Genomic DNA, 21054 nt, shown 5'->3' on the forward strand with positions numbered 1-21054 from the left:
CCATCGGCTAGACCGCCTCGACCGCGGCGCGCTCGATGGCGAGGCCGGCGACGTAGCGCTCCAGGAACGCGTCGAACCCGCGCACGTCGTCCGCATCCGGCGCGACCGTCTCCGTGACGGCATCGCCGAACACCCGCGTGGCCAGGTACGTGCTGAGATCCAGCTCGGGTGCCGCGTCCAGGTACGCCGCGAGCACCGCGATCCCCCAGGCACCGCCCTCGCCCGCGGTCTCGCCCACCGTGACGGGCGCGCCGACGGCGGCCGCGAGCAGCCGCTGAGCGACCCCCGCGGTTCGGAACAGGCCGCCGTGGGCGTACATCGCGTCGAGCTCGACGCCCTCGGCCGTCAGGACGCGCATGCCGAGGCTCAGGGTGGCGAACGCGCCGTACAGCTGGGTGCGCACGAAGTTGGCGAGCGTGAAGCTGCTGTCGGGGGTCCGGACCACCAGCGGGCGACCCTGCGGCAGCCCCGTGATCGGCTCGCCCGACAGGTAGTTGTAGGCCAGCAGTCCCCCGCCGTCGGCGTCACCCGCAAGGGCCTCGCGCAGCAGGACACCGAACACGTCGTCGGCGGACGTCCGGTGCCCGAGCGCCCCGGCGAACTGCCCGAACACGTCGGCCCACGCGCCCAGCTCGCTCGCGCCGTTGTTGCAGTGCACCATCGCCACCAGGTCGCCGGCCGGCGTGGTGACCAGGTCGAGCTCGTGGTGGACCTGCGTCAAGGGCTTCTCGAGCACGACCATCGCGAAGATGCTCGTGCCGACGCTGACGTTGCCGGTGCGTGGTGCGACCGCGTCGGTGGCGACCATGCCCGTCCCGGCGTCGCCCTCGGGCGGGCACAGCGGGATGCCGGGCTGCAGCGTGCCGGTCGGGTCGAGGAACGCGGCGCCGGCCCCCGTCAGCCGTCCGGCGTCCTGACCCGCGACCAGGACCTCGGGCAGGAGCTCCTCGAGCGGTCCGGGATAGGCGGCGAGCATCCGGGCGTCATAGGTCCGGGTCTCCGGGTCGACGGGGAACATGCCCGAGGCGTCGCCGATGCCGAGCACCTTGCGGCCCGTGAGCCGCCAGTGCACGTAGCCGGCGAGCGTGGTCAGGAAGTGCACGTCCGGCACGTGCGGCTCAGCGTCCAGCGTCGCCTGGCGCAGGTGGGCGACCGACCAGCGCAGCGGGATGTTGTGACCGAAGAGCTCGGTGAGCTCCGCGGCGGCCTGCCCGGTGCTGGTGTTGCGCCACGTGCGGAACGGGGTGAGCAGCTCGCCGGCCCGGTCGAACGGCAGGTAGCCGTGCATCATCGCCGAGACGCCGATCGCGCCGAACGTGGTGGGACGCACGCCGTAACGCTCCTCCGCGTCCGCGAGCAGCGCGGCGACGCACTGCTGCAGGCCCGTGCGCACGTCGTCGAGCGAGTAGGTCCAGACCCCGTCGACGAGCTGGTTCTCCCAGTCGTGGCCACCGCTCGCCAGCGGCGCGTGGTCGGGGCCGACCAGGATCGCCTTGATGCGCGTGGAGCCCAGCTCGATGCCGAGCGTCGTCCGACCGCCCGCGATGGCCTCGCCCGGCTCGACCGTCATCACACCGCTGCCTCTCTGTACGAGGACCGCGACGGACGCCGGCGGCCTGGAACGATGTTAACGCTAACATCGACCGCCACGCACCCTCGACCGGATCTCGGTCCGGACGCGCTCGCCCGGGCGTCCGACCGGGTCGCCGATCGCGCCGGCCGCACCGCCCGGCATGGTGGCGGGGCGAGGCGGTCAGGCCGTACGGACGGAGCTGGCGCGGACGACGAGCTCGGCCGGGATCCGTTGGTGCCGGGTCGACTCCCCCGCGAACGCCGCCTCGAGCGAGGAGACCGCCAGCCGCCCGAGCGCTGCGAAGTCCTGCCGGACGGTGGTCAGCGGCGGCGTGTAGTGCGCGGCGCCCACCTCGTCGTCGAACCCGACGAGAGCGACGTCCGACGGCACCCGCACACCGGCCTCCCAGAACGCGTGCAGCAGGCCGAGCGCCAGCTGGTCGTTCGCGGCGAAGATCGCCGACGGCAGCCCTTCGCGCACCAGCCGGCGGCCGAGCGCGTACCCGTCTTCGGCACCCCAGTCCGCCTCGATGTGCTCCGGGGCACCGGGCCCGCAGACCTCCCGCCAGCCCGCGAGCCGGTCCTGGGCGTCGAACCAGTCCTGCGGCCCGGCCACGTGCAGGACCGAGGTGTGACCCTGGTCGAGGAGATGCTGGGTGGCGAGGCGCGCACCGTGCCGCTGGTCCACCCCGACGGCGCGCAGCTCGGTCCCGGGTGGCAGGTCGGAGGCCGACGAGATCAGCACCACCGGCACCGGCAGGTCGATCGCGGCGATCGCGTGCGCGACCTCCGTGGTGGGCGCGATGATCGCGATGCCGTCCACGCCGTGCGCGAGGAAGTGCTCGACCGCGGCGTGCATCGTCTCGCCGTCGAACGTACGGATGGTCGCCACCGAGACGTACCACCCGACGTCGCGCGCGGCCTCCTCGAGCCCGACCAGCGTGCTCGTCGGGCCGTACAGGGCGGTCGCGGGGGTGACCACGCCCAGGACCCCCGACCGGCGGGTGACCAGCGCGCGGGCCGCGCTGTTGCGGCGGTAGCCGAGCTGCGCGATCGCGTCGTTGACCCGGTCGCGCGTGGCCGGCCGGACGCTCGCGTGGTGGTTGAGCACGCGGGAGACCGTCTGGTGCGAGACCCCGGCGAGCGCGGCGACGTCGCTCATCGCGGGCGGGCGGGCGGGGGTGGTGCCGGTCATGTGCCCCATCTTCGGACGCCGGGGTCGCGACGATCCGACGGTGACCGGTCGATCTCGTCTGCGGGTGTGTGCCGGGCCCACGCTAGTGCCCGCAGGTCAGTAGACCGTCAACCCCCGCGCACGGAACGTCGCCCGGACCTCCTCGACGGACTCCGCCGTGGGCGGCACCGTGTGCTCCAGCTCGTACTCCAGGCCCAGCTCGGCCCACTTGTCGCGGCCCATCTGGTGGAACGGCAGGACCTCGACACGCTCGGCGCCGCCGAAGGCCACCACCTGGTCCGCCACCGCGGCCACGTTCGCCGGGTCGTCGGTGAGTCCGGGAACGAGCACGAAGCGGACCCAGATCGGGATGCCGCGGGCGTTGAGGCGACGCCCGAACTCGAGCGTCGGGGCGAGCTCGCGACCTGTCGTGCGGCGGTAGGTGTCCGGCAGCCCGGACTTCACGTCGAGCAGGACGAGGTCGACGTCGTCGAGCATCTCGTCGGTGCAGTGGGCACCCAGGTAGCCCGAGGTGTCCAGGGCCGTGTGCAGCCCGAGCGCGTGGGCGCCGCGCAGCAGCGCCGCGGTGAACGCCGGCTGCATGAGGGGCTCGCCGCCGGAGACGGTCAGGCCGCCCCCGGTGGCGGTCAGCACGGTCCGGTACCGGGCCAACCGCCCGAGGATCTCCTCGGTGGCGACGTCGGTCCCCCGGCGCATCTCCATGGTGTCGGGGTTGTGGCAGTACAGGCAGCGCAGCGGGCACCCGGACAGGAACACCGTCATCCGGGTCCCCGGTCCGTCCACGGCGGTCACGAGCTCCCAGGAGTGCACGGACCCGAGCGCGCCCGACCGGACCGACGACAACCGCGTGCTGCGGTCGACGTCGATCTCGGACAGGCCCGCCGTCCCGGCGCGGGCGCGCGGGATCCCCAGTCTCACGACCGGGTCCCTGAGGGGGAGGGACGTGGTCATACCGAGCCGTGGAACGTGCGCGAGAGCACGTCCAGCTGCTGCTCGCGGGTCAGCCGCACGAAGTTCACGGCGTAGCCCGAGACGCGGATGGTCAGCTGCGGGTAGTTCTCCGGGTGGACCATCGCGTCCTCGAGAGTCTCGCGGTTGAGGACGTTCACGTTCATGTGGAAGCCGTCGGAGAGCACGTACGCGTCGAGCAGGCCGACCAGGTTGCCCACCCGCTCGTCCGCCGTGCGGCCGAGGCCGGAGGGCAGGACGGTCGAGGTCAGCGAGATGCCGTCCATCGACTGCTCGTACGGGATCTTGGCCACGGAGAGCGCCGAGGCCAGCATGCCGTGCGAGTCGCGTCCGTTCATCGGGTTGGCGCCGGGTGCGAAGGGAGCGCCCGCCGGCCGGCCGTCGGGCGTGGCGCCCGTGGCCTTCCCGTAGACGACGTTCGAGGTGATGGTGAGCACCGACTGGGTCGGGATGGCGCCGCGGTACGCGGAGAGCCGACGCAGCTTGCCCATGAACGTCTCGACCAGTGCGACCGCGATGTTGTCCGCGCGGTCGTCGTCGTTGCCGTAGGTGGGGAACTCGCCGTCCACGACGTAGCCGGTGATCAGCCCGTCCTCGCCACGGACAGGGTGCACCGCGGCGTACTTGATCGCCGCGAGCGAGTCGGCGACGACCGACAGGCCGGCGATGCCGCAGGCCATCGTGCGCAGGACCTCCGCGTCGTGCAGAGCCATCTCGAGCCGCTCGTACGCGTACTTGTCGTGCATGTAGTGCACGCAGTTGAGGGCGTCCATGTACGTCTGGGCCAGCCAGTCCATCATCACGTCGAACTTGGCCATCACGTCGTCGTAGGCCAGGACGCTGCCCTGCACCGGCGCGGTGACCGGCGCGACCTGCTTCCCGCTGACCTCGTCGCGACCGCCGTTGATCGCGTACAGCAGCGCCTTGGCCAGGTTCACCCGGGCGCCGAAGAACTGCATCTGCTTGCCCACGCGCATCGGTGAGACGCAGCAGGCGATCGCGGCGTCGTCACCCCACGCCGACCGGATCAGCTCGTCCGACTCGTACTGCACGGCAGAGGTGTCGATCGAGACCTGTGCACAGAAGCGCTTGAAACCCTCGGGCAGACGGTCGCTCCAGAACACGGTGAGGTTCGGCTCGGGGGCCGGGCCCAGGTTGTAGAGGGTCTGCAGGTACCGGAACGAGGTCCGGGTCACCAGGGGCCGGCCGTCCTGGCCCAGACCGCCGATGGTCTCGGTCACCCACGTCGGGTCGCCCGAGAACAGCTCGTCGTACTCCGGCGTGCGCAGGAACCGCACGATCCGCAGCTTGATGACGAAGTCGTCGACGAGCTCCTGGACCTGCTCCTCCGTCAGGACCCCGGCGGCGACGTCCCGCTGCAGGTAGATGTCGAGGAACGTCGAGGTGCGACCCAGCGACATCGCCGCGCCGTTCTGCTCCTTCACCGCGCCGAGGTAGGCGAAGTAGAGCCACTGGACCGCCTCGCGGCCGGTCTTCGCCGGCTCGGAGATGTCGTAGCCGTACGACGCGGCCATCGTCTTCAGCTCGCGCAGCGCGCGGATCTGCTCGGCGTTCTCCTCGCGGGCCCGGATGACGCCCTCGGTCGACCGGTCGTGGTCGAGGAGGGCACGGTCGGCCTGCTTGGCGACGATGAGCGCGTTCACGCCGTACAGCGCCACCCGGCGGTAGTCGCCGATGATGCGCCCGCGGCCGTACGCGTCGGGCAGGCCGGTGATCAGGTGCGACGACCGCGCAGCACGGACGTCGGGCGGGTAGACGTCGAAGACACCGTCGTTGTGCGTCTTGCGGTACGTCCCGAAGATCGAGCCGACCACCGGGTCCGGGTCGTAGCCGTACGTCTCGAGCGACTTCTCGACCATCCGGTAGCCGCCGTTCGGCATGATCGCGCGCTTCAGCGGCGCGTCGGTCTGCAGGCCGACGACGAGCTCGTTCTCCTCGTCGATGTAGCCGGGTGCGTGCGACGTGATCGTCGACGGTGTGTGCACGTCGATGTCGTAGACCCCGCGCTCGCGCTCGGCGGGGAACATCTCGCTCAGCCGGGCCCACAGCGCGCTCGTACGAGCGGTCGGTCCCGCCAGGAATCCCGCGTCGCCCTCGTACGGCGTGTAGTTGCGCTGGATGAAGTCCCGGACGTCGATGCGGTCCGTCCACGGACCGGTCTCGAATCCCGCCCAGCCCGACTGTGCGTGGTCGGTCGTGGGGACGGTGCTGGTGGACATGCGGTGCTCCCTCGTGAGGTCGATACCTCGACGCTAGGAGCAGGGCGAATGGGCGTCCCGGGCCGAAAGGCCCTAGCCGCACGGGACGTACGTCACACCCGGCGACCGAGGGCCACCAGGACGTCGCGAGCGATGTCCTGCGGGCGCAGCCGGAGCGTGTCCACCAGCTGGTCACGGGTCGCGTGCCCGAGGAACGCACGCGGGATACCGAAGGCCTGCACGGGCGTGGTCAGCCCGGCCTCCGCGGCCCGCTGACCGATCAGCGCCCCGATGCCGCCGTCGACCACGCCGTCCTCGATCGTCACCACGTGGTGGTGCTCGCCGACGAGCTTCGTCAGCGCCTCGGGGACCGGCAGGACCCAGCGGGGGTCGACGACGTCCACGCGCAGACCGTGCGTCGCGAGGATCTCCGCGACGCTCAGCGCGGTGCCGACCATCGCTCCGACCCCGACCACCAGGACCGATGGCGCGTCGGCGGGTCCGTCGTGCCGCGCGAGCAGGTCGACACCGTCGAGGTCCTCGATCGCGGGGACGGGATCGGTCAGCGCGCCCTTGGGGTAACGCACCACCGTCGGCGCGTCGTCGACCTCGACCGCGGCCCGGAGCGCGGCACGGAGCGTGAGCTCGTCGCGCGGGGCGGCGAGCCGCAGCCCCGGGACGACGCCCAGCATCGCCATGTCCCACATGCCGTTGTGGCTGGCGCCGTCGTCGCCGGTCAGCCCGGCACGGTCGAGCACGAACGTGACGCCCGCCTTGTGCAGCGCCACGTCCATGAGCACCTGGTCGAAGGCGCGGTTGAGGAACGTCGCGTAGACCGCGACCACCGGGTGCAGGCCGCCGAACGCCATGCCCGCCGCCGATGTCGCGGCGTGCTGCTCGGCGATGCCGACGTCGAACACGCGCTCGGGGAACTCCTGCGCGAACGGCGCCAGACCGACCGGCTGGAGCATCGCTGCGGTGATCGCGACGACGTCGGCGCGCTGACGGCCGATCCGCACGATCTCGTCGGCGAACACGCCCGTCCAGCCGAACCGCGACGGCGCGAGCGGCAGCCCGGTCTCCGGGTGGATCCGGCCGACCGCGTGGAACCGGTCGGCGACGTCCTCCTCGGCCGGGGTGTAGCCCCGGCCCTTCTCCGTGATGACGTGCACGATGACCGGTCCGCCGAAGGCCTTGGCGGCCACCAGCGACCGCTCGACCGCACGGATGTCGTGCCCGTCGACCGGGCCGATGTACTTGATGCCGAGGTCCTCGAACATGCCCTGGGGCGCCAGGACGTCCTTGATGCCCTTCTTCATGCCGTGCAGCGCGTCGTACGTGGCCCGACCGGGCGGTCCCGCGCGCCGCAGCGTCCGCTTGCCCCAGGTCAGCACGTTCTCGTAGCCCTTGGTCGTGCGCAGGGTGTCGAGGTGGTGCGCCATGCCGCCGATGGTCGGGGCGTAGGAGCGTCCGTTGTCGTTGACGACGATGACCAGCCGACGGTCCTGCCCGTCGGCGATGTTGTTCAGGGCCTCCCAGGCCATGCCGCCCGTGAGCGCGCCGTCGCCGATCACCGCGACCACGTGCCGGTCGCCGCGGCCCTGCAGCTCGTTCGCCTTCGCGATGCCGTCGGCCCAGCTCAGCGCCGTCGAGGCGTGCGAGTTTTCCACGACGTCGTGCTCGGACTCGGCGCGGCTGGGGTAGCCGGACAGACCGTCCCGGCTGCGCAGCCGGGAGAAGTCGGTGCGGCCCGTCAGGAGCTTGTGCACGTAGGCCTGGTGGCCGGTGTCGAACACCATGGTGTCCAGCGGCGACTCGAACACGCGGTGCATCGCGATCGTCAGCTCGACGACCCCGAGGTTCGGGCCCAGGTGACCGCCCGTCCGCGAGACCGACTCGACCAGGAACGTGCGGATCTCTCCGGCGAGCTCGTCGGCCTGCTTGCCGCTGAGGCGACGCACGTCCACGGGCGAGCTGATGCGGTCGAGCTGACCCACGTCGAACACCTCCTTCACGGTCTGCGGTTGGTCACACTCTAGAACGTCACGCTTTCGAGCACGTCCGGAGGCTTTCGGCCCGGCGCACTACCATTGACCGGAAAGGGGACCCTCCCATGCGCTTCCTGCCCGGCCACGCGGCCACCTCCGACCTCACGTACGGCGACGTCTTCCTCGTCCCGTCGCGTTCCGAGGTCACCTCCCGCTTCGACGTCGACCTGACGTCCGCCGACGGCACCGGCACCACCGTGCCGATCGTCGTCGCCAACATGACGGCCGTCGCCGGCCGCCGGATGGCCGAGACCGTCGCGCGTCGCGGTGGCATCACGGTGCTCCCCCAGGACGTCCCCACCGACGTCGTCGCCGAGGTCGTCGCCTCCGTCAAGGCGAAGGACACCGTCGTCGAGACCGCCGTCGTCGTCGGGCCGCACGACACGGTGCACACGGCCCTCACGCTCATCGGCAAGCGGTCGCACGGCGCCGCCGTCGTCGTCGAGGACGGCCGTCCGGTCGGCGTCGTGACCGAGGCCGACTGCGGCGGGGTGGACCGGTTCACGCAGGTCGGCGCCGTCATGAGCACCCACCCGACGACGCTGGACCTCGCGGTCCTCGAGCAGGGCGGTCACCGCGGGCTGGAGACTGCGTTCGAGCAGCTGCACGCCGCCCGGCGCCGGTTCTCCCCCGTGGTCCGGGACGGCGAGCTGGTCGGCGTGCTCACGCGGATCGGTGCGCTGCGCTCCTCCATCTACCAGCCGGCGCTCGACGCTCAGGGCCGCCTGCGCGTCGCCGCGGCCGTCGGGATCAACGGCGACGTCAAGCAGAAGGCGTCCGAGCTGCTCGAGGCCGGTGTCGACGTGCTCGTCGTCGACACCGCTCACGGCCACCAGCGCAAGATGCTCGACGCGCTCGGTGCGGTGCGCTCGCTCGACCCGCAGGTCCCGGTCGTGGCGGGCAACGTCGTCACGGCCGCCGGCACACGCGACCTGATCGAGGCGGGCGCCGACATCGTCAAGGTCGGCGTCGGACCCGGCGCGATGTGCACCACGCGCATGATGACCGCCGTCGGCCGCCCGCAGTTCTCCGCCGTGCTCGAGTGTGCCGCCGAGGCGCGCCGGCTCGGCCGACACGTGTGGGCCGACGGCGGGGTCCGTCACCCGCGCGACGTCGCGCTCGCCCTGGCGGCCGGCGCCTCGCAGGTGATGGTCGGCTCGTGGTTCGCCGGTACGCACGAGAGCCCTGGCGACCTGCACGCGGACGGCAGCGGACGGCTGTACAAGGAGAGCTTCGGCATGGCCTCCGCCCGGGCGGTCGCCGCCCGCACGCTCGGGGGCACCGCGTTCGACCGCGCGCGCAAGGCGCTGTACGAGGAGGGCATCTCCTCCTCGCGGATGTACCTGGACCCGAAGCGCCCGGGCGTCGAGGACCTGATCGACCACATCACGGCCGGCGTGCGCTCGGCCGCGACGTACGTCGGGGCGACCTCCCTCGACGAGCTGCACGAGCGTGCGGTGGTGGGCATCCAGTCGGCCGCGGGCTACGAGGAAGGACGTCCGCTGCCGGACGGCTGGTGACCAGGATGCGACCCGTCCTGATCGTCACGCACGCCCCGCACGAGGGCCCCGGCCTGATCGCGCAGGGTCTGGACGCCCCGGTGCGCGTACGCACCGTGCTCGACCTGGCCGAGCCGCGACTCCCCTCGCTCGACGAGGTGTCCGGCGTCGTCGTCATGGGCGGCAGCATGGACGCCGACGACCTGACCGAGCACCCCGGGCTGGCGGCGGAGCGCGCGCTGCTGGCGTCGGCGGTCGAGGCGGACGTCCCGGTGCTCGGGATCTGCCTGGGCATGCAGCTGCTCGCGCTGGCGCTGGGTGGTCGGCTGCGGCTGCGCACCGGCACGGAGATCGGGTTCGCCCCGGTCGACGTCGTGGCGGACGACCCCGTCCTGGGCGCCCTGGGCTCGCGGCCGACCGTGCTGCACTGGCACGCCGACTCGGTCGACCTGCCGCCCGGCGCCACCCTGCTGGCGTCGACCGAGCTGACCCCGGTGCAGGCGTTCCGCGCCGGCAGCGCGCTCGGCCTGCAGTTCCACCCCGAGCTCGACGCCGGGATGCTCGACCTCTGGCTGTCGAGGCCCGACATGGTCGCCGACCTCGCCGACGACGAGATCGAGGCCATCCGCACAGCCGGGGCCGACCAGCTGCCGATCCTCGTGCCCGCGGCGGAGAAGGCGTTCGCCGTCTTCGGGGAGCGCGTGCGGGCACGCGGATGACCGCGACGACCCCGAACGTGCGCGGTGCCCGCGACGAGCTGGTGGACCTCTGCCGCCGCGGCGTCGACTGGCGCGTCGACCCTGCACGCGTGCTCAGCGACCCCTCCGACGCACGCCCCGCGGCGGTGCTCGTCCTGTTCGGTGAGCTCGAGGGCACGCGGAGCCTCGCCACGGCGCACGACCTCGACGTCCTGCTCCAGCGCCGCGCCGGTGGGCTGGGCAGCCATGCCGGTCAGATCGCGTTCCCGGGCGGCAGGCTCGAGCCGTCCGATCGTGGGCCGCGCGAGGCGGCGCTGCGCGAGGCGGTCGAGGAGACCGGGCTGGACCCGGCGGGCGTCGACATCCTGGGGACGCTGCCGCCGTTGCCCGTGCCGGTCAGCAACCACCTGGTCACCCCGGTCCCGGCCTGGTGGACCCGTCCGTCGCAGGTCGCGGCCGTGGACCACGCCGAGACCGTCGACGTGTTCCGGGTGTCCGTGACCGACCTGGTCGACCCGAAGAACCGGGCGAGCGTCGAGCACACCCGCTGGGGCCGGACCATCCGCACGCCTGCGTTCGTCGTCGGCGACGTGCTCGTCTGGGGCTTCACGGGCATCGTGCTGGCGCGGATGTTCGACGCGCTCGGCTGGGCGGTCCCCTACGACGAGCGCCGCACGGTCCCCGCTCGCTGACGTGCACCCCGTCCCCGAGATCGACGTCACGGCGTCCCTGGTGCGCACGCTCCTCGACGAGCAGCACCCCGATCTGGCCGACCTGCCGCTGACCTGGGCCGGCACCGGCTGGGACAACGCGATCTGGCGGCTCGGCGGCGACCTCGCCGCCCGGTTCCCGGTGCGGGCGGTCGCCGCGCCGCTGGTCGAGCACGAGCAGGCGTGGCTCCCGGTCCTGGCGCCCCTCCTGCCGGTCGACGTCCCTGTCCCGGTCCGGGTCGGGGTCCCGTCCTCGACCTACCCGTGGCCCTGGAGCGTCGTCCGCTGGTTCGACGCCGTCCCGGCGCACCACACACCGGTCGTCGACCGTTCCGCCTGGGCGGCCGACCTGGCCGAGGTGTTCCTCGCGCTGCACCGCCCCGCACCGGCGGATGCGCCCGTCAACCCGTTCCGCGGCTCGCCGGTCCCCCGCGACCCGATCGTCGAGCGTCTCGGCACCCTGGACCTGCCCGACGCCGATCGCGTCCTCCAGCGCTTCCGCGAGCTCGCGGACGCGCCGGCGTGGGTCGGTCCGCCGCTCTGGCTCCACGGTGACCCGCACCCGGCCAACCTGCTGGTGCACGACCGCGCGCTGCGCGCCGTGATCGACTTCGGCGACGTGACGTCGGGCGATCCCGCGTCCGACCTGTCGACGGCGTGGCTCACGTTCGACGCCGACGGCCGCGCGGCGTTCCGCGACCGGCTGGGGCCCGACGAGGCCACGTGGCGACGGGCGCAGGCGTGGGCCCTGCACATGGCGGTCGTCCTGATGATGCATCCCGTCGACCACCCGATGCTGGCGCAGATCGGCCGGCACGGTCTGGCCCAGGCGCTCGCGGAGTAGGCCGCACCCGGCGAGCCGTCGAACAAGGCCCTTTGGCACTTCCGGACCCGCACCCCGGGCTGCACGGTGGAGTTCTCGCAACGTCGCGAGGACCCCTTCGGGGACGTACATCGCTAGGAGCACACGCCATGGACACCATGCGGGCCGGCGTAGTCCGGTCGTTCACCACGGATCTCGAGATCACCGAGGTTCCCATCCCGACGATCGGGCCGAACGAGGCGCTCGTCCGGGTCGACTACTCCGGGGTCTGCCACACCGATGTGCACGCGGCCCACGGCGACTGGCCCGTCAGGCCGACCCTGCCGTTCATCCCCGGGCACGAGGGTGTCGGGCGGGTGGTGGAGATCGGCGACGCGGTCACGCGCGTGGCGGTGGGCGACCTCGTCGGCAACGCCTGGCTGTGGTCCGCCTGCGGCGAGTGCGAGTACTGCGAGACCGGCTGGGAGACCCTGTGCCCGAACCAGCGCAACAGCGGGTACTCGGTCGACGGGTCGTTCGGCCAGTACATGGTCGTGGACTCGCGCTACTGCCCGGTGATCCCCGACGGCGTCGACGAGGCGGGCGTCGCGCCCGTGCTGTGCGCCGGCGTCACGGTCTACAAGGGCCTGAAGATGACCGACACGCAGCCCGGCGAGTGGGTGCTCGTCTCGGGCATCGGCGGCCTCGGGCACCTGGCCGTCCAGTACGCCGTCGCGATGGGTCGACGGGTCGCCGCCATCGACGTCGACGACACCAAGCTCGCCCTGGCCACGAAGCTCGGCGCCGAGGTCGTGGTCAACGCGGCGCTCGAGGCTGATCCCGCCGCCCGGCTCCAGGAGCTCACCGGTGGCGTGCACGGCGCCCTCGTGACCGCCGTGAACGCGCACGCCTTCCCCCAGGCCGTCGGAGCGCTGCGCCGAGGGGGCACGGTGGCGCTCGTCGGGCTCCCGCCCGACCAGTTCCCGCTGGACATCTTCACCACCGTCCTCTTCGGGCTCACCGTGCGCGGATCCATCGTCGGGACCCGCAAGGACATGACCGAGGCGCTGGACTTCTTCGCACGCGGACTGGTCACGCCCACGTTCACGGTCCGTCCCCTCGACGACGTCAACGCGATCGTCGCCGAGATGCTCCGCGGCGAGATCGAGGGCCGGGTCGTCATGGACCTGCGGGACTGACCGAGGGCGACCGACGTCCAGGAGCCCGCCACGAGAGCGCCGTCCCTAGAGCTGGGGGCGGCGCTCTGGCCCGGCACCTTCACTCCCGGCCGCCCGTCTGCTAGAGATACGACGTGGTCGGACCCAGGGAGTAGCGCATGCCCGAGCCCGCTTCGACGCCGAAGGCCCAGCTGACGGTGCGGGGTGCCATCGTGATCGGCGTCGGCGCGATGGTCGGGGCGGGGATCTTTGCCCTGCTGGGACAAGCAGGTGCCGTCGCCGGCTCCGCGGTGTGGATCTCGTTCCTGCTGGCGGGCATCATGACGGCGGCGCTCGGGTACGCGCTCGTGAAGTTCGCGATGCGCTGGCCGTCGTCCGGCGGGATCATCGTCTACCTGCAGCACGGGTACCGCAGCCGCCGACTGGTCGGTGTCGCCGCCTGGCTCGGGTACCTGACGACGATCGTCGTGGTGTGCGCGATGGTGGCGTCGTCGTTCGGCGACTACGCCGCGGCCGTGATCGCCGACGCGCCCTCCGGCGGCTGGCTGTCCAAGCTGTGCGCGGCGGCTCTGGTCGTCTTCGCCGCCTGGCTGACCGTGGCCGGCCCGCGCGTGGTCGACCGGTTCCAGACGGTGATCGTCGGGCTGCTCCTGGTCGTGTTCGCCGTGTTCGTCGTCGGTACGCTCTCGCAGATCGACGTCTCGCGCCTGGCGCCCAGCACGTACCCGCCCGCGTCCGACATCCTGGCCAGCATCGCGCTGACCTTCTTCGCGTTCCTCGGCTTCGCGGTCATCTCGTTCGCCGGCGGCGACCTGACCAGGCCCCGACGCGACCTGCCCGTCGCGATGTACACCTCACTGGCGATCACGACGCTGCTGTACGTCGCCGTCTCGCTGGGCGTCTTCGGCACGCTCTCGGTCGACCAGGTGGTGGAGGCCGGGCCCCGCGCGCTGGCAGTGGCGGCCGAGCCGGCGCTGGGCCAGGCGGGGTACGTGATGATGACCGTCGCGGCCCTGCTGGCGACCGGTTCGAGCGTGACCGCGACGCTGTACGGAGCACGCGGGCTCACCGAGACGCTGGCAACCACGGGGATGTTCCCGGCGGTCTTCGGTCCGGGCACTCGCCTGGGCCGGAACGGCGGACTGCTGATCACCGCCGCCCTCACGGTCGCGTTCGTCACGGTGCTGGACGTCGGCGCGCTCGCCTCCGTCGGCAGCGGGGTGTCCCTCGCGGTGTTCCTTCTGGTCGCCGTCGCAGCCTTTCGCCTGCGAGCCGAGCTCCGGGCCTCTGCCGCGCTCACCGCGGTCTCGGTCGCGATCGCCGGAGTCGTCCTGGTCGGGTTCGTCGTCAACCTGTTCACCACGCAGCGGCGCTCGTTCTGGGTCATGATGGCGCTCGTCGTCCTCGCCGTGGTGGTCGACGAGCTGTGGACGCGGCGACGCCGGGCCACGGTCGTCGCCCCGGTGCCACACTGAACGCGTGAGTCAGGACGCAACCGCCGCGACCCCCAGCGTCGGCCGCACCGTCCAGTCGCGCATCTTCCGGGCCGGCGTCTTCGGGCGTCGGCCCGTCGTCCCGGTCGACCCTGCGGCGCTCGAGACCGCGGCGCGCCGGAGGTTGCCCGACCCGGCCTGGCGGTACCTCGCGGGGGGTGCCGGTCAGCAGCGCACCGCCCGGGCGAACCTCGAGGCGTTCGAGCGTCACCGGATCGTGCCGCGCATGCTCGTCGACGTCGAACGACGCGACACCGGCGTCGAGCTCTTCGGCCGACGACTGCCCGCGCCGCTGCTGTTCGCCCCGGTCGGCGCTCTGGAGCTCGCGCACCGCGATGCGGAGATCGCCGTCGCGCGTGCGGCGCGCGCGCTCGGACTGCCGATGGTGCTTTCGTCGCAGGCGTCGGTGCCGATGGAGGACGTCGCTCGGGAGCTGCAGGACAGCCCGCGCTGGTTCCAGCTCTACTGGAGCAACGACGACGACATCGTCGACTCCTTCGTCGCCCGCGCCGAGGCCGTGAGAGCCGAGGCCGTCGTCGTCACGGTCGACACGCACGTGCTCGGCTGGCGCCCGCGGGACCTCGACATCGGGTACCTGCCGTTCGCGCACGGGGCGGGGATCGCGCAGTACACGACCGACCCGGCGTTCCGCCGGCTCGTCGAGGAGCGTGCTGCGGAACCGCGCCGCGAGCCGACCCCGCGCCCCACTCCCGCCGCCGTCCGCGCGTTGCTGTCGATGGCACGGAAGTATCCCGGGCCGCTGACCCGGAACCTGCGCTCACCGCTACCGCGGGCCGCCGTCGAGACCTTCCTCGATGTCTTCTCCAGGCCGTCGCTGACCTGGGCTGACCTGGCCCGGTTGCGCGAGCGGACGTCGCTGCCGATCGTCCTCAAGGGGATCCAGCACCCGGCCGACGCCACGCTCGCACTCGAGCACGGCATCGACGGGATCGTCGTCTCCAACCACGGCGGCCGACAGCTCGACGGCGCGATCGCGTCGCTCGACGCGCTCCCGGGGGTGGTGCAGGCGGTCGACGGACGGGTACCCGTGCTGTTCGACAGCGGGATCCGCAGCGGCGCAGACGTGCTGACGGCACTCGCGCTCGGAGCGCGGGCGGTGCTGGTCGGGCGCCCGTGGGTCTACGGCCTCGCGCTGGCCGGCGCCGACGGCGCACGAGCCGTCATGGAGCACCTGTGGGCGGAGCTCGACCTGAGCATGGCGCTGTCCGGCGTGCGGTCGGTCGAGGAGATCGGGCCGCACCTGCTCGCCTGACCGGCGCACTCGTCGGGCCCGGGGGAAGGCGCTCGTCCCACGCGAACGAGAGCAGCCCGTTGAACGCGAAGATCACGGACGGACGCGGTCAGCCAGAACGTCGGTGACGCGGTCATGTCGCGCACGAGCCTGCGTAGGTCCAGTCGGCGAACAGGTACCCGAACGTGGCACCCAGGTCCTCGAGGTTCGAACCTGCCGGCTCCGCCAGGTAGAGGACGTCGCACGCCGCATCCCAGGTGGCTTGGCAGTCCGCGACGAGGATGCCCTCCAGCGCGCCGCACGAGTCGACGTCCCCGAGCTGGCAGGCGTAGGCGGTGACCTGGCTGTCGAGGGCGGTGCCTGCGTACCAGACGCCGAACGGGTCGGTGCCGTTGGCGCTCGTCTCCGACGTGCCGTCGTGCAGCACCGCGATGGCGCTGATGACATCGGTGCTCGTCGTGTCAGGAGGCGGCGCGGGGTCGGTGGCGGTCGGGTCGTCGGGAGCCGGTGCGCTGGTGGTCGCGACGACCGGTGGCGGCTCCGCGACGGCACCTGCGCTTCCGCGCCAGCCCGGGGCAACCCCGGCTCGAACCTGGGGCACGACGACGTGAGCACTGTCGCCGCCGGTCTCGCCCAGCTGTTGGCCACGCTCGAGGGCGACCCCGCCTGACGGTGCGACTAGTCCGGCACCCGACCCAGTGCGATGCCGAACCCGGGCAGCAGGTCGTACCAGGTGACGTCGACGAACCCGGCGCCCTCCAGGAGCGTGCGGAACTGGTCGGGCGTGTGGAACCCGATCCAGCCCGGGTCGCCGGCCAGGGAGAGGGCGGAGGCCAGCTGCACGAACCACTGCGGGCCGGGGTCGATGATCGCGTAGTGCCCGCCCGGGCGCAGGCAGCGGCGGATGCCCGCGGCGGCGGCGGCCGGGTCCGGGTAGTGGTGGTGCGCCAGGCAGTTGTAGACGAGGTCGAAGGCGCCGTCGAGGTCGCGTGGCAGGTCGCCGACGTCCGACTGCACGAAGGCGGTGTTGTCTAGTCCGGCGGCCCAGGCGGCCCGGTGCGCCCCGACGACCATCCCCGCGGCGAGGTCCACACCCACCACCTCACCGTCGGGCACCAGCCGCGCCACGGCGCGTAGCTCCCGCCCCGGCCCGCACCCCGCGTCGAGCACGCGGGCGTCGGGGGTCAGCAGGGGCGCCAGCATGTCGAGCGCCTCGGAGAACAGCGGCACCGAGAACGGCCTGACGTAGAAGTCGTACGCCTCGGCCAGCCGGTCGAACTCCTCGACCAGGCCGTCGTGCTCGGTCGGGGCGTCCAGCAGCCGCGGGGCCCGCTGGGTCAGGCTGAGGAACGGCCCACCGCCCGGCGACGGCGGGCGCGCGTCGACCACGGGCCCGTCGCCGCGCGCACGCGACGCCTGACGGGCGGCCCGCGCCGGGTCGGCGACCAGGGCCGCCCACGACCACATCGACGCGGCGAGGAACCCGCTGGCGGTCTCAGTCATCGGTGCGTCGTAGCACCACGGCGATGGTGCCGGCGGGGATCCCCTCGACGCGGACGGTGCTGCGATGGTCCACGCCCGACACGGCGGTCGCGGGCACGGTCGCCCGGACGGACACGATCACGGACTCCCCCGCCGCCAGGTCGAGGGCTGTCGGGGTGATGGCGACCTCGACGTCGACCGGCTGACCGGCCAGATCTCGAAAAGGGTCGACCACGACCACGCCCGACGCCTCCGCGTCCAGCACGTTCTCCACCTCGAACGCACCGGCCACCTGAGCACCGGCGGGCCCCTCGAGCACCAGGACGGCCGCCCCCGCGGGCTCGGCGGGCGACGGTGCGTGCGTGTGCGTCGGGGTCGTCGCGGGCGTCTGCACGGACACGACGCCCGGCGCGGCCGTGGCCACGGCGCTCACCTCGCTCAGCCAGTCCGTGACCAGGGACCCCCAGGCCTTCATGTACGTGACGTTGGCGTCGACGATGCGGCGGACCAGGTCCTGCGCACCGGGCGTCGGGTCAGCCATGGTCGGTCGGCACCCGGACGCGCGGCTGGGGTCGGCAGCACGGCTCCTTGTAGAAGTGGTCGTACCAGTGGTGCACGGTGTCGGGCTTGTCCAGCACGGCAACCTCGTGCACGCAGGCGCACCCGCCGTCGGACGACGACACCTCCCAGCGGACGACGTGGTCGCGGCAGCCGCGCACCCACAGGAGCACCGAGACGCCGTCCGCCCCCTCGTCGGCCAGGTGCACGGTCGCGGTGAAGGTCCCGGCCTCGTACGGGCCGACGGCCTGCTGGACCGGGTCGATCGTCACGGCCTTGGCGTCGGCGCCCGTCGCGCGGATGGCCACGACCCGGCTGGCGGGCCACTCGTTGGTCACCAGGATCCGCAGCTTCATGGTCGCGCCCGGGCAGCCGTGCGCGGTGACCGTCGGCAGCTTCTCGGGCAGGAAGCACGCGTCCGGGATGGCGCACCCGCACGACGGCGCGCCCATCGACACCTGCGGCAACGAGATCGAGCCGAGCTTCAGGCCGGCCGTCGCCTTGCCGGCGGCGTCCGTGGCGGCGCCCACGGCGTCGCTCACCGGTGTCGACGAGGTCAGCGCGTCGATCATCGACCGTCCGAAACGCACCCCCGCCCCCACCAGCTGGTCGAGCACGGCGGTGGTCTGGTCGCCGAGGTTCTGCTGCGTGCTCACGGGCCCTCCTTGGTCGACGGACGCCGCGACCGCGGCTTCGGGTCGCTGGCCTGCACCTGGAGCTCGACCCGTACCCGCGCACCCGCGAGCTCCCAGGTCCCGGCATGGTCCGCGCCCCCGAGTCCCTCGGGGACGTGGACGTCGGCGGCCACCCACGCGTCGGCGCCGGGGAGCAGGGGTCCCGCGCCGTCGGTCACGACGATGCGGGCCGGGCCTGCCTGGCGCGCGGCGACGGTGTCCGCGACGACGCCCCAACGCTCCAGACCCTTGGCCTTGCCCGACAGGCCGGCGACGATCGCGGCCTCGAGCGTCTCGCTCTCCTCGAACGCCAGCACGGCGACCTTGGCCACCTCGACCGCCACGTTCCCGCAGTTGACCACGTGCACGGCCACGGGGACCACGGCGCCGGCCGCGGCCGCGACCTGCACGGTGCGGGGCCGGACCTGCACGGCGGTCCGACCCAGCACGACCACGCGGACGTCGACCGTCCCGCCGTCCCAGAGCAGCTCGGCGTCCGTCTCTCCGGGCTCCGCGTCCTGCGGGAGCAGCAGCCGGACCTCGGTGCGGCCGGCGCCGACGGGGGCCGTCAGCACCCGCGCGTCGGCCAGCGCGCCGTCCTTGGGCCCGACGAGCACGATCGACAGGCGCTGCGCCGACGGCACGTCGACCACGCCGACGACGGAGCTGGGCGGTCCCACCAGGCGCACGAGCCTGACGACCGTCGCCCGGCTCACCCGTGCCACGCTCAGCCGTCCTGGGCGTCGAGGAACGCGTCGCGCTCGGTGTACCCGCACTGCTCGCAGGGACCGGGTCTGTACGCCTCGGAGATCATCTGCGCCTCGCCGCACAGCCGGATCGACATCAGGTCCATGCCGAGCAGGCTCAGCCCGACCGTGAAGTCGGCGGGGATGTGCGCCCGCGTCTCGGGCAGCTCGGTGACGGCCAGGTTGAGGTTGACGGGGTTGAGCGTCACCGGGTTGAGCGTCAGTGTCGCGTTCACCGGGTTCAGGGTCACCGGGTCGACGCCCAGCTGGATCTTGGGCATCGGCGACCCGACGGTGATGGTGAAGGCGTTCGGGATCCCGTCGACTGTGACGGGGTTGATGCTCACCGGACCGATCGAGTCGAGATGGCCGTCGAGATGGACGTCCGAGCCCATGGCTCCCCCAGAGGTTGCCGCGCAGGATCCCGCTCTTTCCAGGATCGACCCCGGACAAGTCGGGCGTCAACCAGCCGGGCCGTCGGACATCAGGTCGAGCTCGCTCAGCAACGCCACCTCGGCCGCGGTGATCTCGTCGGGGTACCAGGCGACGGCCGGGCCCCGCACAGGACCGGGCGGTCCGGCGAGCTCGCCGGCCAGGACCTGCAGCGCCGGGAGCCGCACCGACGCCGCGAGCAGCACCTCGACGATCGCGAAGATCGCCGCGACGTCCTCGACGGGGCCGACCACCTCGATCCACCCCGACAGGACCGCGTCGCGCACCTCGAGCCGGGCGCCCAGCAGATCGAGCACGGTCCGCCGGTCGGTCCGTCCCCGGCAGGCGACCTCGGCGGGCGACGACGACGACGCGCGCAAGGAGCCGTCGGGCCCGAACGACACGTCGACGGACTCGTCGTCGAGCCCGATGCGGGCCGACCGGGAGCCGGCCAGCCGCCGCACGCGGGCCGCCGACGAGGCGTCCAGCCCGGCCACGAGGCCGACGACGAACGCGAGCAGACCTCGGTCAGCCTGGACGTCAGCCGGCACGCTCGAGCACCCCCAGACCGGTGGAGTCGACCGGGCAGCCGGCCACCAGCCCCGTGCACCGGAACGCGCCCACGAGCTCGTGCAGGAAGGCGAAGCCCGGCTGGGCCGGCTCGGCCATGACGAGCTGCGCGACGTCCCGCACGTCGAACTCCAGGTCCAGCCCGTCGAACCCGTTCGCGGCGTGGACCACGATCCGGGCGGGCAGCCGTTCGGCGGCGTGGTCGGCGAACAGGGCGGCGAGCGCGCCGGGGAACCGGCGCGACGGCGTCGCGACCCCGTGGGCCTCCACGAGGATCTGGTCGCCGACGAACCGCACCACGCGCCCCGCGACCTCGACGGTCAGGAGCACGAGGCCCGTGCGGGTGTGCGCGCGGTTCGTCATGCGCGAGAGCACCACCAGGAGCCCGTCCGCACCGTGCCAGCACGCCCAGTCCCAGCCGGCGTCGTCACCCCACCACCAGCGGCCCCAGTTGTGGTCGGCGTACCCGCCGGCGCCCGACAGCGGGACGTCCAGGGTCCCGACGACCAGGTGCCCGTCGACGCGGAGCCGCGGGTAGACGTACCACCCGAGGTGTCCCGACCCGAACTCCATGACCGAGACGGCCCCGAGCTCGGCGCCGACGGCCACACCCTGCAGCGACAGGTCGAGCCGGTCGGCGGGCAGCCGACCCACGGCGGCGACGTGGCCGACGGGGTCCACGGCCACCGCGACCGCCGGCGTCGACATGCTCAGCACCCCGACCGGCACGGCCGGCGCCGCGACGACCTCCGCGTTCCCGGCCCAGCCGGTCCCGGGCAGGTGCACGAGCGCGGCGCCGACCCCGCGCGACGCCTGCACCCGCGGGTCGCCGTGCACGGAGACGTTCACGAGGCCGATCGCCCCGCTGGCGTGGTCGAACACGTTGACGTGCAGCCACTCCTTGTACCGGTCGCGGGTCGGGTCGTCCGTCACCGGGCGCCGCAGGTGGTCCCGCAC

At 72.9% G+C, this 21054-nt stretch carries 20 protein-coding genes; 7 read left to right on the plus strand and 13 right to left on the minus strand.

Translation table 11 applies throughout. The features are described 5' to 3' along the window. Positions 1-7 precede the first annotated feature (7 nt). From ACPPVS_RS10315 to dxs, 5 genes are all read right to left on the minus strand, one after another. Positions 8-1570 carry a xylulokinase gene (locus ACPPVS_RS10315; protein ID WP_426592180.1) on the minus strand — a complete coding sequence of 521 codons (1563 nt, stop codon included), beginning with the start codon at positions 1568-1570 and terminating at the stop codon, positions 8-10. A 183-nt stretch (positions 1571-1753) separates the two neighbouring features. Beyond that, positions 1754-2767: a LacI family DNA-binding transcriptional regulator gene (locus tag ACPPVS_RS10320; RefSeq protein ID WP_426592181.1), complete on the minus strand. Its 1014-nt coding sequence runs from the start codon at positions 2765-2767 to the stop codon at positions 1754-1756. Between the two features lie 96 nt (positions 2768-2863). Further along, positions 2864-3718 (minus strand): pyruvate formate-lyase-activating protein, encoded by an 855-nt coding sequence (pflA, locus tag ACPPVS_RS10325; protein WP_426592182.1) that lies wholly within the window; start codon positions 3716-3718, stop codon positions 2864-2866. Further along, positions 3715-5976 carry a formate C-acetyltransferase gene (gene pflB / locus ACPPVS_RS10330; RefSeq protein WP_426592183.1) on the minus strand — a complete coding sequence of 754 codons (2262 nt, stop codon included), beginning with the start codon at positions 5974-5976 and terminating at the stop codon, positions 3715-3717. The genes pflA and pflB overlap by 4 nt, the downstream gene beginning before the upstream one ends. A gap of 92 nt (positions 5977-6068) precedes the next feature. Beyond that, entirely contained in the window at positions 6069-7952 is a 1884-nt protein-coding gene (gene dxs, locus ACPPVS_RS10335) for a 1-deoxy-D-xylulose-5-phosphate synthase (protein WP_426592184.1), read from the minus strand. 116 nt (positions 7953-8068) lie between these two features. Between dxs and ACPPVS_RS10340 the strand changes: the two genes are divergently transcribed. The 7 genes from ACPPVS_RS10340 (at position 8069) to ACPPVS_RS10370 (ending at position 15656) form a co-directional block, all read left to right on the plus strand. Beyond that, on the plus strand, positions 8069-9523 hold the full coding sequence (locus ACPPVS_RS10340) for a GuaB1 family IMP dehydrogenase-related protein (protein ID WP_426592185.1): 1455 nt from the start codon (positions 8069-8071) through the stop codon (positions 9521-9523). A gap of 5 nt (positions 9524-9528) precedes the next feature. Then, a complete protein-coding gene (locus ACPPVS_RS10345; protein WP_426595945.1) occupies positions 9529-10221 on the plus strand; it encodes a type 1 glutamine amidotransferase in 693 nt (230 codons plus the stop codon). Further along, on the plus strand, positions 10218-10892 hold the full coding sequence (locus ACPPVS_RS10350; RefSeq protein ID WP_426592186.1) for an NUDIX hydrolase: 675 nt from the start codon (positions 10218-10220) through the stop codon (positions 10890-10892). The genes ACPPVS_RS10345 and ACPPVS_RS10350 overlap by 4 nt, the downstream gene beginning before the upstream one ends. 1 nt (position 10893) lies before the next feature. Next, a complete protein-coding gene (locus tag ACPPVS_RS10355) occupies positions 10894-11754 on the plus strand; it encodes an aminoglycoside phosphotransferase family protein (RefSeq protein WP_426592187.1) in 861 nt (286 codons plus the stop codon). Between the two features lie 128 nt (positions 11755-11882). Next, on the plus strand, positions 11883-12911 hold the full coding sequence (gene adhP, locus ACPPVS_RS10360) for an alcohol dehydrogenase AdhP (RefSeq protein WP_426592188.1): 1029 nt from the start codon (positions 11883-11885) through the stop codon (positions 12909-12911). Between the two features lie 137 nt (positions 12912-13048). Continuing rightward, the gene (locus ACPPVS_RS10365; protein WP_426592189.1) at positions 13049-14365 is read left to right on the plus strand and encodes an APC family permease; all 1317 of its coding nucleotides are present in this window, start codon (positions 13049-13051) and stop codon (positions 14363-14365) included. 4 nt (positions 14366-14369) lie between these two features. Then, complete coding sequence (locus tag ACPPVS_RS10370) at positions 14370-15656, plus strand: alpha-hydroxy-acid oxidizing protein (RefSeq protein WP_426592190.1); 1287 nt, start codon at positions 14370-14372, stop codon at positions 15654-15656. 112 nt (positions 15657-15768) lie between these two features. On the opposite strand, the gene ACPPVS_RS10375 is transcribed toward ACPPVS_RS10370, so the two are convergent. The 8 genes from ACPPVS_RS10375 to ACPPVS_RS10410 all read right to left on the minus strand — a co-directional run bounded on the left by ACPPVS_RS10375 (position 15769) and on the right by ACPPVS_RS10410 (position 21054). Next, a complete protein-coding gene (locus tag ACPPVS_RS10375; RefSeq protein WP_426592191.1) occupies positions 15769-16236 on the minus strand; it encodes a hypothetical protein in 468 nt (155 codons plus the stop codon). Positions 16237-16313: 77 nt separating this feature from the next. Continuing rightward, complete coding sequence (locus ACPPVS_RS10380) at positions 16314-17138, minus strand: class I SAM-dependent methyltransferase (RefSeq protein ID WP_426592192.1); 825 nt, start codon at positions 17136-17138, stop codon at positions 16314-16316. Next, on the minus strand, positions 17131-17658 hold the full coding sequence (locus ACPPVS_RS10385; protein WP_426592193.1) for a hypothetical protein: 528 nt from the start codon (positions 17656-17658) through the stop codon (positions 17131-17133). Before ACPPVS_RS10385 ends, ACPPVS_RS10380 begins: the two co-directional genes overlap by 8 nt. After that, entirely contained in the window at positions 17651-18331 is a 681-nt protein-coding gene (locus ACPPVS_RS10390; RefSeq protein WP_426592194.1) for a hypothetical protein, read from the minus strand. Before ACPPVS_RS10390 ends, ACPPVS_RS10385 begins: the two co-directional genes overlap by 8 nt. Continuing rightward, positions 18328-19065, minus strand: coding sequence for a hypothetical protein (locus ACPPVS_RS10395; RefSeq protein ID WP_426592195.1), 738 nt, complete (start codon positions 19063-19065; stop codon positions 18328-18330). Before ACPPVS_RS10395 ends, ACPPVS_RS10390 begins: the two co-directional genes overlap by 4 nt. Positions 19066-19076: 11 nt before the next feature. Continuing rightward, on the minus strand, positions 19077-19490 hold the full coding sequence (locus tag ACPPVS_RS10400; protein WP_426592196.1) for a hypothetical protein: 414 nt from the start codon (positions 19488-19490) through the stop codon (positions 19077-19079). 66 nt (positions 19491-19556) lie between these two features. Then, positions 19557-20078: a hypothetical protein gene (locus ACPPVS_RS10405; RefSeq protein ID WP_426592197.1), complete on the minus strand. Its 522-nt coding sequence runs from the start codon at positions 20076-20078 to the stop codon at positions 19557-19559. Beyond that, positions 20068-21054, minus strand: coding sequence for a hypothetical protein (locus ACPPVS_RS10410; protein ID WP_426592198.1), 987 nt, complete (start codon positions 21052-21054; stop codon positions 20068-20070). The genes ACPPVS_RS10405 and ACPPVS_RS10410 overlap by 11 nt, the downstream gene beginning before the upstream one ends.

The organism is Cellulomonas sp. McL0617 (assembly GCF_049994875.1).
Lineage (GTDB): Bacteria > Actinomycetota > Actinomycetes > Actinomycetales > Cellulomonadaceae > Cellulomonas.